This is a genomic window from Pseudoxanthomonas sp. SGT-18, assembly GCF_003931645.1.
Lineage (GTDB): Bacteria > Pseudomonadota > Gammaproteobacteria > Xanthomonadales > Xanthomonadaceae > Pseudoxanthomonas.
The window spans coordinates 629646-642989 of record NZ_RRYJ01000001.1 but is presented as its reverse complement, the minus strand read 5'-3'; the positions used below and the strand labels follow the sequence as shown (position 1 = coordinate 642989).

13 protein-coding genes and 1 riboswitch are annotated in these 13344 nt (G+C 72.7%); of the genes, 10 read left to right on the top strand and 3 right to left on the bottom strand.

Annotation, left to right across the window (positions count from 1 at the left end; all coding sequences use genetic code 11):
* The first annotated feature begins 46 nt into the window (after positions 1–46).
* Positions 47–1429: an L-serine ammonia-lyase gene (locus EIM47_RS02870; RefSeq protein WP_019399836.1), complete on the top strand. Its 1383-nt coding sequence runs from the start codon at positions 47–49 to the stop codon at positions 1427–1429.
* A 15-nt stretch (positions 1430–1444) separates the two neighbouring features.
* Here EIM47_RS02870 and EIM47_RS02865 read toward each other — a convergent pair whose 3' ends face one another.
* From EIM47_RS02865 to EIM47_RS02855, 3 genes are read right to left on the bottom strand one after another with little or no spacing between them, the layout of a single operon-like run.
* On the bottom strand, positions 1445–2533 hold the full coding sequence (locus EIM47_RS02865) for a homoserine dehydrogenase (RefSeq protein ID WP_019399835.1): 1089 nt from the start codon (positions 2531–2533) through the stop codon (positions 1445–1447).
* On the bottom strand, positions 2530–3750 hold the full coding sequence (locus EIM47_RS02860; RefSeq protein ID WP_026010772.1) for an O-succinylhomoserine (thiol)-lyase: 1221 nt from the start codon (positions 3748–3750) through the stop codon (positions 2530–2532). The genes EIM47_RS02865 and EIM47_RS02860 overlap by 4 nt, the downstream gene beginning before the upstream one ends.
* Positions 3747–4745, bottom strand: a complete 999-nt coding sequence (locus EIM47_RS02855; RefSeq protein WP_019399833.1) for a homoserine O-succinyltransferase — start codon at positions 4743–4745, stop codon at positions 3747–3749. Before EIM47_RS02855 ends, EIM47_RS02860 begins: the two co-directional genes overlap by 4 nt.
* Positions 4746–4820: 75 nt before the next feature.
* Positions 4821–4940, bottom strand: a riboswitch (SAM riboswitch).
* A 167-nt stretch (positions 4941–5107) separates the two neighbouring features.
* Here EIM47_RS02855 and EIM47_RS02850 point away from each other — a divergent pair.
* The 9 genes from EIM47_RS02850 (at position 5108) to EIM47_RS02815 (ending at position 13340) form a co-directional block, all read left to right on the top strand.
* Positions 5108–6043: a M23 family metallopeptidase gene (locus tag EIM47_RS02850; protein ID WP_232207944.1), complete on the top strand. Its 936-nt coding sequence runs from the start codon at positions 5108–5110 to the stop codon at positions 6041–6043.
* A 99-nt stretch (positions 6044–6142) separates the two neighbouring features.
* Complete coding sequence (locus EIM47_RS02845) at positions 6143–6535, top strand: GntR family transcriptional regulator (RefSeq protein WP_019399831.1); 393 nt, start codon at positions 6143–6145, stop codon at positions 6533–6535.
* Positions 6532–7089, top strand: a complete 558-nt coding sequence (locus EIM47_RS16170) for an ATP-binding cassette domain-containing protein (RefSeq protein WP_343202895.1) — start codon at positions 6532–6534, stop codon at positions 7087–7089. The genes EIM47_RS02845 and EIM47_RS16170 overlap by 4 nt, the downstream gene beginning before the upstream one ends.
* A complete protein-coding gene (locus EIM47_RS16165) occupies positions 7023–7433 on the top strand; it encodes a hypothetical protein (RefSeq protein ID WP_343202894.1) in 411 nt (136 codons plus the stop codon). The genes EIM47_RS16170 and EIM47_RS16165 overlap by 67 nt, the downstream gene beginning before the upstream one ends.
* Positions 7430–8119, top strand: a complete 690-nt coding sequence (locus tag EIM47_RS02835) for a hypothetical protein (RefSeq protein ID WP_125076065.1) — start codon at positions 7430–7432, stop codon at positions 8117–8119. The genes EIM47_RS16165 and EIM47_RS02835 overlap by 4 nt, the downstream gene beginning before the upstream one ends.
* Positions 8059–8820 carry a hypothetical protein gene (locus EIM47_RS02830; protein ID WP_125076063.1) on the top strand — a complete coding sequence of 254 codons (762 nt, stop codon included), beginning with the start codon at positions 8059–8061 and terminating at the stop codon, positions 8818–8820. Before EIM47_RS02835 ends, EIM47_RS02830 begins: the two co-directional genes overlap by 61 nt.
* 103 nt (positions 8821–8923) lie before the next feature.
* Positions 8924–10528 carry a peptide chain release factor 3 gene (locus EIM47_RS02825; RefSeq protein ID WP_125076061.1) on the top strand — a complete coding sequence of 535 codons (1605 nt, stop codon included), beginning with the start codon at positions 8924–8926 and terminating at the stop codon, positions 10526–10528.
* 96 nt (positions 10529–10624) lie between these two features.
* On the top strand, positions 10625–11311 hold the full coding sequence (locus EIM47_RS02820; protein ID WP_125076059.1) for a hemolysin III family protein: 687 nt from the start codon (positions 10625–10627) through the stop codon (positions 11309–11311).
* A 58-nt stretch (positions 11312–11369) separates the two neighbouring features.
* Positions 11370–13340 (top strand): AsmA family protein, encoded by a 1971-nt coding sequence (locus EIM47_RS02815; RefSeq protein WP_125076057.1) that lies wholly within the window; start codon positions 11370–11372, stop codon positions 13338–13340.
* Positions 13341–13344: the final 4 nt, after the last annotated feature.

Genomic DNA, 13344 nt, shown 5'->3' with positions numbered 1-13344 from the left:
TCTCCGGCAACCAATACAATGACGGCCCGTTCCCGTGGTTGCCGCGATGGCCGTCAGCACCTTCGACCTGTTCAAGATCGGCATCGGTCCCAGCTCCTCGCACACCGTCGGCCCGATGCGCGCCGCCGCGCGCTTCGTCGGCCACTGGCTGGTGGAACCGGGGCGGGTGGCCGAGGTGGCGCGGATACGCGCGGAGGTGTTCGGCTCGCTGGCCCTGACCGGCCGCGGCCATGGCACCGACAAGGCGCTGCTGCTGGGCCTGGAGGGCCACCAGCCGGACACCGTCGACCCGGACGCCATCCCCGGCCTGCTGGCGCGCATCCGCGGCGAAGGCAAGGTGCGCCTGGCGCCCGGCCATGCGGTGGCGTTCGACGAGAAGCGCGACCTGGTGATGAACAAGCGCCAGAAGCTGCCGTTCCACACCAATGGCATGCGCTTCACCGCCTACGACGCCGATGGCGCGGTGCTGGCCACGCGCGACTACTACTCGGTCGGCGGCGGCTTCGTGGTCAACCCGGACGAGGCGGCCGAAGACCGCATCGTGCCGGACGACACCGCCCTGCCCTACCCCTTCTCCAGCGGTGAGGAGCTGCTGCGGCGCTGCGCCGACAGCGGCCTGAGCATTGCCCGGGTGATGTTCGCCAACGAACTGGCCTGGCGCGGCGAGGAAGAGATCCGCGACGGCCTGCGCGCGATCTGGAACGCGATGCAGGCCTGCGTGGCTCGCGGCATCCGCGCCGAGGGCACCCTGCCCGGCGGCCTGCACGTGGCCCGCCGCGCGCCGGGCCTGTACCGCGAACTGTCGTCCAAGCCGGAGGCGGCCATGCGCGATCCGCTGACCACGCTGGACTGGGTCAACCTCTACGCGCTGGCGGTGAACGAGGAGAACGCCGCCGGCGGGCGCGTGGTCACCGCGCCCACCAACGGCGCGGCCGGGATCATCCCCGCGGTGCTGCACTACTACGACCGCTTCTGCCCCGGCAGCAGCGAGCAGGGCGTGTTCGACTTCCTGCTCACCGCCGCCGCGATCGGCATCCTCTACAAGGAGAACGCCTCGATCTCCGGCGCCGAGGTCGGCTGCCAGGGCGAGGTCGGGGTGGCCTGCTCGATGGCCGCCGCCGGCCTGGCCGCGGCGCTGGGGGCCACCCCCAACCAGGTCGAGAACGCGGCCGAGATCGGCATGGAGCACAACCTCGGCCTGACCTGCGACCCGATCGGCGGACTGGTGCAGATCCCCTGCATCGAGCGCAACGCGATGGGCGCGGTGAAGGCGATCAACGCCGTGCGCATGGCCATGCGCGGCGACGGCCAGCACAAGGTCTCGCTGGACAAGGTGATCCGCACCATGCGCGACACCGGCCGCGACATGCAGGACAAGTACAAGGAAACCAGCCGCGGCGGCCTGGCGGTCAACGTCATCGAGTGCTGAGCCGCGCGCGGCGGCTCAGGCGGCGATGCGCAGCACGTCGTCCAGCAGCGCCGCCGCGGTGATCTCCGCGCCCGCACCCGGGCCCTGGATCAGCAGCGGCTGCTCGCGGTAGCGGTCCGAACGGATCGCCACGCGGTTGTCGGTGCCGGCACCGGCGGCCAGCGGATGTGCGGCCGGCAGCACCTGCAGCGAAGCCTGGGCGCCGTCGGCGTCGAAGCGGCCGACGAAACGCAGCACCCCGCCCTGCGCGCGCGCCTGCTGCAGGCGCGCGGCCAGCGCCGCGTCCAGCTGCGGCAGCGCCGCGGCCACCGCATCGGCCGGCAACTGCGCCAGCGCCGGCGGCACCAGCGATTCCACCTGCACCTGCCGCACCTCCAGCGCCAGGCCGGCGGCGCGCGCCAGGATCAGCAGCTTGCGGCGCACGTCCTCGCCGGACAGGTCCACGCGCGGATCCGGCTCGGTGTAGCCGGCGCTGGCGGCCTCGGCCACCAGCGCCGAGAACGGCCGGCTGCCGTCGTAACGGTTGAACAGCCAGGCCAGCGAGCCGGACAGCACGCCTTCCACCGCATGGATATGGTCGCCGCCGGCCACCAGCCCGCGCAGGCTGCGCAGCAGTGGCAGCCCGGCGCCGACCGTGGCGCTATCGCCGTAGCTGGCACCGGTGTGCGCCTGCGCCTCGCAGATCGCCTGCGAGCGCGCCAGCAGGCCACCATGGCCCAGCTTGTTGGCGGTGACCACGTTGACCCCGCGCGCCAGCCACTCCGGATGCCAGTTGGCCACCAGCTCGCTGGCGGTGGCGTCGACCAGCACGTCGCCGGGACGCAGGGCCTCCGCCTCGGCCCAGCCCTGCAGTTCGGCCGCGCGCGGCGGCGCGGCATTGGCCACCGCCAGCGCAGCCTCCAGGTCGCGCCCGGCCTTCAGCACCGCGCGCGAATTCGCCAGCCACGCCACCGGCGGCAGCGCCAGGCCGCGCTGCTGCAGCAACCGGTAACGGGCCACGAAGGCGCTGCCGACCGCGCCGGTGCCCAGCAGTGCCAGGCGCCGCGTGGCAGGCGCGGCGCGCGGACGCGGCGGCTGCAGGCCAGGACCGGCCAGCGCGCTCATGCGCTGGCCCGTTCCGGCTGCGCCGGGATCGCGGCCTCGGCCGCGGCCAGCGCGGCGGCCACGTCGGCAACCAGGTCGGCCTCGGCCTCGATGCCCACCGACAGCCGCAGCAGGCCGTCGGAGATGCCGGCCTTGGCGCGCGCCTCGGGCGTCATCGCCGCATGGGTCATGGAGGCCGGATGCGCGACCAGGCTCTCCACCCCGCCCAGCGATTCGGCCAGGGTGAACCAGCGCAGGCTGTCGACGAAGGCACGCACCGCCGGCTCGCCGCCGCGCAGCTCGAAGCTGAGCATCGCGCCGAAGCCGGCCTGCTGGCGCGCGGCCACGGCATGGCCCGGATGCGAGGCCAGGCCCGGGAAGTACACCTTCTCCACCGCCGGATGCCCGTCCAGCAGGGCGACGATCGCCGCCGCGTTCTCCTGGTGCACGCGCATGCGCGCATCGAGCGTGCGCAGGCCGCGCAGGGTCAGGAAGCTGTCGAACGGCGAGCCGGTCAGGCCCAGCGCATTGGCCCACCACACCAGCTGCTGGTGGGTTTCCGCATCGGCCGCCACCACCGCGCCGCCGACCACGTCGCTGTGGCCGTTGACGTACTTGGTGGTCGAATGCAGCACCAGGTCCGCGCCCAGCGCCAGCGGCTTCTGCAGCGCCGGCGACAGGAAGGTGTTGTCGACCACCACCCGCGCGCCGGCGCGGTGCGCGGCGTCGATCACCAGGCGCAGGTCGGTGATGCGCAGCAGCGGATTGGACGGGGTCTCCACCAGCACCAGCTTCGGCGAGGTCGCCAGCGCATCGGCCAGCGAGCACGGATCGGTGAGGTCGGCGGTGACCAGCTCGAAATGGCCCTTGGCGGCCAGCGCGTTGAACAGGCGCCAGCTGCCGCCGTAGGCGTCGTGCGGCACGACCAGGCGGTCGCCCGGCTGCAGCAGCGCGTGCAGCACCAGGCAGATCGCGCCCATGCCGGTGGCGGTGACCACGCCGCCGGCGCCGCTTTCCAGTTCGGACAGGGCCTCGGCCAGCAGGTCGCGGGTCGGATTGCCGCTGCGGGTGTAGTCGTACTGGCGCTTGTTGCCGAAGCCGTCGAAGCTGAAGTTGCTCGACAGCACGATCGGCGGGGTCACCGCGCCGTAGGCGGTGTCGCGGTCGATGCCGGCGCGCACCGCGGTGGTGGCCGGACGACAGGGGGAGGAAGGGGCGGGGAAGGACTGGGTGCTCATGCGGCGGCTCCGGTGCCGCGCAGGACGGCGGCGAGAATGAGGTCGATGCGGTCGGTTTCCTTGAGGAAGGCGTCGTGCCCGTACGGCGAGCGCAGCACGCGCAGCTGGCCGCGCCCGGCCAGGCCCTCGACCAGGTTCACCGAATCGGTCAGCGGCACCAGGCGGTCGCCTTCCACGGCGACCACGGTGACCGGCACCTGCACCGCGGCCGGATCGATCCGGTGCAGGTCGATGGACTCGGACAGGCGCAGGAAGGCGGTGACCGGGGTACGCGCCACGTACTGCGCGCCGGCGGCATCGAGGTAGTCCTCGGCGGCGCAGCGCACGCGGCCGTTGACGATTTCCGGCGCACTGTCGAAGCGCTCGCCGAACTCCTCCGGCGTGCGGTAGCTGAGCATGGCGAACTGCCGCGCCAGGGCCAGGCCGGCGGCATCGGCGCACTGCAGCTGGCCCAGCGCCACCGCGCGCCGCTGCAGCGCGCGCCAGGCACAGGCGTACGGATGCGGGCGGTGCACGCCGCTGACCGCCACCAGGTGGCGCAGGCGCGCAGGATGCCGCGCGCCGAACTGCAGGCCGACCATCGCCCCGTAGGAATAACCGACGAATGCGTGCAGCCGCCCGATCTCCAGCGCGTCCAGCAGCAACGCCGCGGCATCGGCCTGGTCGGCGGTGTCCACCGGCACGTCCAGGCGGCCGTCGGCGGCGACGTAATCGAACGCCAGCACGCGGAAGCGCGCCGGGTCCAGGGTGCGACCCGGCGCCACCAGCTCGTTGGCCCAGCCCTTCTCCGGGAACTGCGCGCTGGCCGAGACATGGCGGTGCGCGGAAATGCCACCGGCCACCAGCACCACCGGTGCGTCGGCCGGTCCCTGCAGCTCGTAGCGCAGCGCCACCGCCTGCACGCCGGCATGGCGCATCGGCAGGGCCACGGCGATCTCGCCGCGCTGGGCGGTGGTACAGGGAGGTTCGCGGGTGGCGGCGGAGGCGGTGTTCACGGGCGTGGCGGATCCGGGAAAGGTCACGCCACCGAGCCTGCGCGGCCCGCGTTCGACATGCCTGGCGGCACGTTCGAACCATCTTCCGGTGGACGCGGAGGTCCCCGCAGGATTTGGCACCGTTGCGCAACGCTTGCGCGTCCGCTGGCTGCCCCGGCATCAAAGGGCCTGTCCCTCCGCCGGTCTCGATGGCGCGGCCAGATTGCCACCCCCTCCCGGGCGTGTCAATCGCTTCATCTTGATGCAGAGATGAAACTAATTGCGCGTCGCGTCGGAAGCGTGCGGATAATCACGCCCATGCCCCCAGCCCGCCCCGCCCCGCTCCTCCCGCAGCTCGCCGGCCGGCACGCCGGAGGCAGCCGGTGAGGCGGCTACGCGCACGGCGCTGGCTGTTGCTGGTGCTGGCCGGCCTGGCCCTGGGCGCCAGCCCCGCCGGGGCTTCACGCTTCTGGCGCGGCGACCAGGGCGGCGCCGGACATTACCGCGAGGTTCCGCCTGCCGACGCCGCCGCCAACGAGGCCGGGCCGCGCTACCGCGGCGAGGACGGCCCGCCGGTGCAGCTGCGTCTGGTCGACCGCGGCAGCCACCACGAGGTGCGCGCCGGCAACCGCCTGCCCGGACCGGTGGAGGTGGTGTTGCGCCTGCGCGAGGGCGAGAACGTCACCAGCGCGCCGGCGATGCCCGTGCGCACGGTGGTGCCGGCGCATGCCGAAGCGGTGGTCGCCCGCCTCTATGCCAGCGACCCGCGCCGCGGCGGCAGCTTCGACGTGGTACTGGAACAGATGCCGGGCGACCCGCGCGCACGCCCGCTGGACTACGAATACCGCCTGCCGTTCGAGCACCCGCGGGTGCGGGTGGACCAGGGTTTCGGCGGCAGCTTCAGCCATGCCGACGCGCAGAACCGCTACGCGGTGGATTTCGCCATGCCCGAGGGCACCCCGGTGCTGGCCGCGCGCGAGGGCGTGGTGATGCAGGTCGAATCGGACCATGCCGGCACCGGCCTGGACCTCGGGCGCTACGGCGGCCGCGCCAACTACGTGCGCATCCTGCATGCGGACGGGAGCATGGCCCTGTATGCCCACCTCAAGGCCGACGGGGTGCTGGTGCGGGTCGGGCAGCGGGTGCGCCAGGGCCAGCGCATCGCCCTGTCGGGCAATACCGGTTTCAGCACCGCCCCGCACCTGCACTTCGCGGTACAGGTCAACCGCGGCATGCGCCTGGAATCGGTGCCGTTCCGCATGTTCGCCGGCCCCTCGGAACTGCGTTTCGCCCGCGACGCCGATAGCGACGGCCACTGATCCGGCGCGGGCCCTGCCCGGCCCCACTGCATCCCCCATCGAGCCCACCGCGCGTTGCATGGCTTGACACGGGCCAAGTGTATTGTTGCATTGATACACATGGATGCCTCCTCGCTGCACATCAACCCGGGGCTGCCGGACCCGATCTACCGGCAGATCGCCGAGCAGATCCGGCGCCTCGCCAGCGCCGGCCACCTGCGCCCGGGCGATGCCCTGCCCTCCGTGCGCGAGGTCGCCGCGGTCCATGCCATCAACCCGATGACGGTCTCCCGCGCCTACAGCCAGCTCGAGGCCGAAGGCGTGCTGGAGCGCCTGCGCGGGAAGGGCATGGTCGTGGCCCACGGTGCCCGCCCCATCGGGAGCGTGGCCGCACGCATGCAGCAGCTCGAGCCCGCCCTGCGCGAGGCCGCCCGCCACAGCCGAGAACTGGAACTCCCCGTCGACCGTGTGCTCGCGCGGTTGCGCCAACTCCTGGAAGAGGACGACGCATGAATGCCCTGGCCGTGCCCGCACCCGTACTGGACACCGGAATGCCGCTCTCCGCGCGTGGCATCCACCTGGCCTATGGCTGCCACGAGGTACTGCGCGGGATCGAACTGGACGTACCGCAGGGCGAGGTGCTGGCCCTGGTCGGCCGCAACGGCGCCGGCAAGAGCAGCCTGATCGGCTGCCTGCTGGGCCTGCTGCGGCCGCAGGCCGGCGAGGCGCGGGTGATGGGTGCCCCTGCGCTGGCCCTGGACGAGGTGCGCAAGGCGCGCCTGGGCTACGTGCCGCAGCAGCCGCAGGCGTTCTCGTGGATGAAGGTCGGGCAGCTGTTCGACTACCTGTCGCAGCTGTATCCGGACTGGGATCCGGCGCACGCCGCGGGCCTGTTGCGCCGCTGGGACATCGACCCGTCGCGGCCGATCGGCAAGCTCTCGCCCGGCCAGGCGCAGCGCCTGGCGATGGCGCGTGCCTGGCCCCGCGCCCGTGGCTGCTGGTGCTGGACGAGCCGGCCTCGGCGCTGGACCCGGTGGCGCGCCGCGAACTGCTGCGCGAGCTGGTGACCCAGGCCATGGACTCGGGCACCACGGTGCTGTTCTCCAGCCACATCGTCAGCGACCTGGAACGCGTCGCCTCGCGGGTGGCCTTCCTGCAGGAGGGCCGGCTGCTGCTCGACCGCGCCCTGGACGAGGTCAAGGACGAAGTCGTGCGCATCCACGTGCCGGCCGCCGCGGCCGCACGCGTGCCGGCCGCGCTCCCGGGCGAGCTGGTGCGCCGCCAGACCGCCGGCGGCGAGCTGCAGCTGGTCGTGGCCGGCCGCAAGGGCTGGCAGGACCTGCTGCTGGTGGAAGGCGTGCGCGTCGACCGCCTGGGCCTGGAAGACCTGTTCATCGAGGTGGCCGGATGAGCGCCGCCCCGATCACCCCCCGCACCGTCTTGCGCGTGCCCGGCCCGATGCGCAGCGCCGTGGCCACCGGCGGCTGGACCTGGGCCATCATCGCCGCGGCCAGCGCCATCGGCCTGGTGCTGGCGCTGCTGGGCGATCCCTCGCCCCGGGCGCTCCTGGTGCCCGTCATGCTGGCCGCGTGCCTGACCGCGTTCTGGTCGTTCCTGGCCGGCGGCCGCCTGGTCGCCCAGGCCGTGGCGGCGTCGCGGCTGCGCCTGCCGCATGCGCTGCGCCATGCGATCGCCACCGGCGTGGCCATGATGGCGCTGGCAGTGCTGCCGCCGGCCGCGGTGCTGGCGCTGGCAAGCGGCGGCGGCTTCGCGATGGCCGCGTCGATCCTGGCGATCGGCGTGGCGACCGGGTTGCTGTGGGCCAGCATGCCGCCGTGGACGATGCTGCTGATGATCAACCTGGGCCTGTTCGCACGGTGGCTGCCGGAACCCATCGCCGCAGCGCTCGCCGAGCTGCTGCGCAGCCCCGCCGGGCTGGGCATGGTCGCGCTGGGGATCCTGCTGGCCTGCCCCTTTGCTGGCTGTGGATGCCACGCGATCCCGAAGGCGGATCGCCCTGGCAGGTCCCGGTCGCGGTGCAACTCGGCCGCGGCACTCCTTTCGCCTCGAACGCCGGCCAGCAGGCCGGCGCCCTGACCCCGCACACCCCGGTGGGGCGCGACCTGGCGCGGGCCCCGGAGCAGGCCCTGGGCATCGCCCTGGGCCCGGGCTTCGGCCGCAACTCGGCGCGCAACCTGCTGGTGGCGCAGGCACCGATCCTCATGGTGATGCTGCTGTGGCTGCTGCTCGGCGCCGTGGTGGTCGGCGGCAAGCTGAACATGGCCCTGGTCTTGGCGCCAACCCTGGTCTTCGCCAACGGCATGACCCCATTGGCGCGGCGGCTCGTCCTGTTCTGGCAGCCACGCCGGGGCCTGCACGAACTGGCGCTGCTGCCGGGCCTGCCGCCGCAGCCGGTGCCGGCGCTGGCCAGGGCCCTGGCGAAACAGGTCCTGGTCCATGCCCTGCCCGCGCTCGCCCTGGTGCTCGCCGTCGCCGTGGCCAGCGGCGCGAGCGCGGAGTATTGCGCGCTGCTGGCCTGGGCGAGCCTGGGCAGCCTGTCGCTGGCCTGGGGCTGGACCCTGGTGGCGCTGCACAGCCACGCCGGCCGCTGGTCGGTCCTGGTGCTGTCGATCCTGCTGGTCCTCGGCGAGCCGGTCATGCTGGTGGCCAACGAGGTGGCCGGGCCGATCCGCTGGCTACCGCCGCTCTGCGCCGCCGCGCTGGTCGCCGGCCTGGTCCTGCAGGCGCTCGGCATCCGCCGCCTGCGCGCCCTGCCGCATCCCTGGCTGGGCAACTGAACCCGCCCGCGCGGGCCTGGCGGCGACGCCCGGCCCGCGACGGCGGCGGCCCGTATAATTGCCGGCTTCCTGCCCGACCCAGCGCCTCCCGGCGCCATCCCCCATGTCCGATGTCCCAACCGAAGCCGCGCGCCGGCGCACCTTCGCGATCATCTCGCACCCCGACGCCGGCAAGACCACGCTGACCGAAAAGCTGCTGCTGTTCGGGGGCGCGATCCAGATGGCCGGCTCGGTCAAGGGCCGCAAGGCCGCCCGCCACGCCACCTCCGACTGGATGGCGCTGGAGAAGGAGCGCGGCATCTCGGTGACCTCCTCGGTGATGCAGTTCCCCTACGAGGGCCGCATCGTCAACCTGCTCGACACCCCCGGCCACGCCGACTTCGGCGAGGACACCTACCGCGTGCTCACCGCGGTGGACTCGGCGCTGATGGTGATCGACGTGGCCAAGGGCGTGGAGGAACGCACGATCAAGCTGATGGAGGTGTGCCGCCTGCGCGACACGCCGATCATGACCTTCGTCAACAAGCTCGACCGCGAGGGCAAGGACCCGATCGAGCTGCTCGACGAGATCGAGACCGTGCTGGGCATCAAGTGCGCGCCGGTGACCTGGCCGATCGGCATGGGCCAGCGCCTGAAGGGCGTGGTCCACCTGGTCAGCGGCGAGGTCCACCTGTACGAGCCGGGCCGCAACTTCACCCGCCAGGACTCGACCATCTTCCCGTCGCTGGACGCGCCGGGCCTGGAGGAGAAGATCGGCGCGGACATGCTCGCCAGCCTGCGCGAGGAACTGGAGCTGGTGCAGGGCGCGGCCGATCCGTTCGACAAGGACAAGTACCTGCGCGGCGAACAGACCCCGGTGTTCTTCGGCTCGGGCGTGAACAACTTCGGCGTGCAGCCGCTGCTGGACTTCTTCGTCGAGCACGCGCCACCGCCGCAGCCGCGCGCCACCACCGGCCGCGAGGTCGCCCCGCAGGAGGAGAAGCTGACCGGCTTCGTGTTCAAGATCCAGGCCAACATGGACCCGCAGCACCGCGACCGCGTCGCGTTCATGCGCGTGTGCTCGGGCCGCTTCACCGCCGGCATGAAGGCCTTCCACGTGCGCAGCGGCAAGGAAGTGAAGCTGGCCAACGCCCTGACCTTCATGGCCTCCGATCGCGAGATCGCCGCCGAGGCCTGGCCGGGCGACGTGATCGGCATCCACAACCACGGCACCATCTCCATCGGCGACACCTTCACCGAGGGCGAGGCGCTGTCGTTCACCGGCATCCCCAACTTCGCCCCGGAGCTGTTCCGCCGCGCGCGGCTGAAGGACCCGCTCAAGCTCAAGCAGCTGCAGAAGGGCCTGGCCCAGCTGTCGGAGGAGGGCGCGACCCAGTTCTTCCGCCCGCTGATGAGCAACGACCTGATCCTCGGCGCGGTCGGCATGCTGCAGTTCGACGTGGTCGCCTACCGCCTCAAGGACGAGTACGGCGTGGACGCCAGCTTCGAGCCTGTCGGCGTGGCCACCGCGCGCTGGATCCAGTGCGACGACGCGAAGAAGCTGGAGGAGTTCCGCGAGAAGAACGCCATGAACCTGGCGATCGACGCGGCCGGCGAGCTGGTCTACCTGGCCCCGACCCGGGTCAACCTGCAGCTGGCGCAGGAACGCGCGCCGTCGGTGCGCTTCCTGGCCACCCGCGAGCACGCCCACAGCGTGGCCGTCGACTGAACGCCGTGCCGCCGGCGGCCGGCCATTGGCGGGCTGCCGGCCGGTCCACGCCGCACGGGATGCAAACCGGTGCGGGTTTGCAGTAACGTGCGCGCCATGCCGGTCGCCCCTTCGCCTGCACCATCCTCCACCCGGGACGCGCCCTCGCTGCGCGACGAGATCGCCAATGCGCTGACCCACGGGCTCGGCGCCGCCGCGGCCCTGGCCGCCGGCGCGGTGCTGATCACGCTGGCGGCAATCTACGGCGACGGCTGGCAGCTGGCCAGCGCGATCGTGTTCGGGTTGGCGCTGCTGCTGCTGTACACCGCCTCCACCCTCTACCACGCGATCCAGCACCCGGTGGCCAAGGGCCGGCTGAAGGTGTTCGACCACTGCGCGATCTACCTGCTGATTGCCGGCACCTACACGCCCTTCACCCTGATCGGGCTGCGCGGCCCGTGGGGCTGGAGCCTGTTCGCCGCGATCTGGACCCTGGCCGTGGCCGGGGTGGTGTTCAAGCTGTTCTTCACCGGCCGCTTCAAGCGCCTGTCCACCGCGATCTACATCGCCATGGGCTGGCTGGTGGTCGTGGCGGCCAAGCCGATGCTGTCCTCGCTCGACGGCTGGACCCTGGGCTGGCTGCTGGGCGGCGGCGTCGCCTACACCCTGGGCACGGTCTTCTACCACCGCGAGTCGATCCCCTACTCGCATGCGATCTGGCACCTGTTCGTGATCGCCGGCAGCGTCTGCCACTTCGTCGCCGTCAGCGCCCAGGTGCTGTCGCCGCGCCTGCACGCGCTCTGAGGTCCCGCGCGCCCCCCGCGTTCGCGTGCCGTGCACGGCGCGCGCCGATACTGGGCGCATGGAACGCGCGCCTCCCCCACCGTCGCGCTTCGCCCGCCTGCGCCGCTGGCGGCCCTCGCGCACGGCCGGCTACGTGCTGGGCGCGCTGGCACTGGCATTGCTGGTGCTGGTGCTGCTGTTCGACTGGAACTGGTTCAAGCGCCCGCTCGAGCGCGCGGTGGGCGCGGCGACCGGACGCGAGTTCCGCATCGGCGGCGACCTGGACGTGGACCTGGGCCGCACCATCACCGTTTCCGCCGACCGGCTGAGCCTGTCCAACGCGGCCTGGTCCAAGCAGCCGCGCATGGCCGCGGCCGAACGGGTGGAAGTCGACATCGCGCCCTGGCCGCTGCTGGCGCTGCGCCTGCGGATGAAGGAGATCCGGGCGGTGCGCCCGGACATCCTGCTGGAAACGGATCCGGACGGCGAAGGCGGCAACTGGGAGCTCGGCGACGGCGACGACGAACCCGATCCGGATCCGCGCTGGCGGCTGGAGCGGCTGTGGATCGAGGACGGCCGCCTGCGCTTTGCCGACGCGGCCGCGCGCACGGACATCGACATCACCCTGGACAGCGTCGAAGGCGGCGACCGCGGCCAGGCGCCGGTCGCGGTCGCCGGCAAGGGCCACTGGCGCGGCGCCGCGTTCCGGCTGCAGGGCCAGGCCGCCTCGCCGCTGGAACTGGCCGACAGCGACACCCCCTACCGGATCGACCTGGACGCCCGCGCCGGCCGCACCCGGGCCAGTGCCAGCGGCACGCTCACCAACCCGTTCCGCTTCCGTACGTTCGACCTGCGCATGAAGCTCTCCGGCGCCGACCTGGAGGAACTGTACCCGCTGCTGGGCCTGGCCCTGCCGCCCTCGCCGCCGTACGCACTGGACGGTCGCCTGCGCCGCGACGGCGAGCTGTGGCGCTACGAGGGCTTCAAGGGCACGGTAGGCGACAGCGACCTGTCCGGCGACGTGCGGATCGACGCCTCCGGCGAGCGCCCGCTGTTCACCGCGCAGCTGCTCTCGCGCAAGCTTGATTTCGACGACCTGGCCGGCTTCCTCGGCGCGCCGCCGTCCGCGGGCGGCGACGAGACCGCCAACCCCGAGCAGGCGGCCGAAGCCGCACGCCGCGCCGCCAGCCCGCGCCTGTTCCCCGACAAGCCCTACGACCTGGCCAAGCTCAACGCCATGGACGCGGACGTGCGCTGGCGCGCGCAGGCAATCCACGCCCCCAGCCTGCCGATGATCGAGGACATGGACGCGCACCTGGTGCTGCAGGGCGGCCTGTTGCGGCTGCAGCCGCTGGATTTCGGCGTGGCCGGCGGCAAGGTGCGCGCGGACATCCGCATGGACGCGCGCAAGGCACCGATCCGCACCCGCCTCCAGGCCAGCCTGCGCGGGCTGGAACTGCCGAAGCTGTTCGCCAATGCCGAACTGGCGCAAGGCACGGCCGGGCGCATCGGCGGCGAGGTGCGGCTGGCCGGCGCCGGCAACTCGGTGGCTGCGCTGCTGGCGCAAGCGGACGGCGACGTCGCCGTGGGCATGGGCCGCGGCCGGGTCAGCAACCTGGTGATGGAACTGGCCGGGCTGGACATCGCCGAATCGCTTAAGTTCCTGCTCACCGACGACCGCCAGGTGCCGATCCGCTGCGCCTTCGCCGACTTCGCCGTGGACGACGGGCTGATGACCTCGCGCGCACTGGCGTTCGACAGCACCGACACGATCATCGTCGGCGAGGGCACGATCAGCCTGAAGGACGAAAGCCTGGACCTGCTGCTGCGCCCGCGCCCCAAGGACCGCAGCATCCTCAGCCTGCGCTCGCCGCTGCGGCTGGGCGGCACGCTCAAGGATCCCTCCTTCCGCCCGGACATGAAGGCGCTGGGCGTGCGCGGCGCGATCGCCCTGGCGCTGGGCAGCATCACCCCGCCGGCCGCGCTGCTGGCGACCTTCGAGACCGGCCCGGGCGAGGACAGCGACTGCGGCGGCAAGTACGCGCGCTGAAGCC

Bases quoted from the DNA above. Each gene is read 5' to 3' on its own strand.
- EIM47_RS02870 (WP_019399836.1), top strand. From the start codon at position 47: ATGGCCGTCAGCACCTTCGACCTGTTCAAGATCGGCATCGGTCCCAGC.
- EIM47_RS02865 (WP_019399835.1), bottom strand. From the start codon at position 2,533: ATGAGCGCGCTGGCCGGTCCTGGCCTGCAGCCGCCGCGTCCGCGCGCC.
- EIM47_RS02860 (WP_026010772.1), bottom strand. From the start codon at position 3,750: ATGAGCACCCAGTCCTTCCCCGCCCCTTCCTCCCCCTGTCGTCCGGCC.
- EIM47_RS02845 (WP_019399831.1), top strand. From the start codon at position 6,143: ATGGATGCCTCCTCGCTGCACATCAACCCGGGGCTGCCGGACCCGATC.
- EIM47_RS16170 (WP_343202895.1), top strand. From the start codon at position 6,532: ATGAATGCCCTGGCCGTGCCCGCACCCGTACTGGACACCGGAATGCCG.
- EIM47_RS02835 (WP_125076065.1), top strand. From the start codon at position 7,430: ATGAGCGCCGCCCCGATCACCCCCCGCACCGTCTTGCGCGTGCCCGGC.
- EIM47_RS02825 (WP_125076061.1), top strand. From the start codon at position 8,924: ATGTCCGATGTCCCAACCGAAGCCGCGCGCCGGCGCACCTTCGCGATC.
- EIM47_RS02820 (WP_125076059.1), top strand. From the start codon at position 10,625: ATGCCGGTCGCCCCTTCGCCTGCACCATCCTCCACCCGGGACGCGCCC.
- EIM47_RS02815 (WP_125076057.1), top strand. From the start codon at position 11,370: ATGGAACGCGCGCCTCCCCCACCGTCGCGCTTCGCCCGCCTGCGCCGC.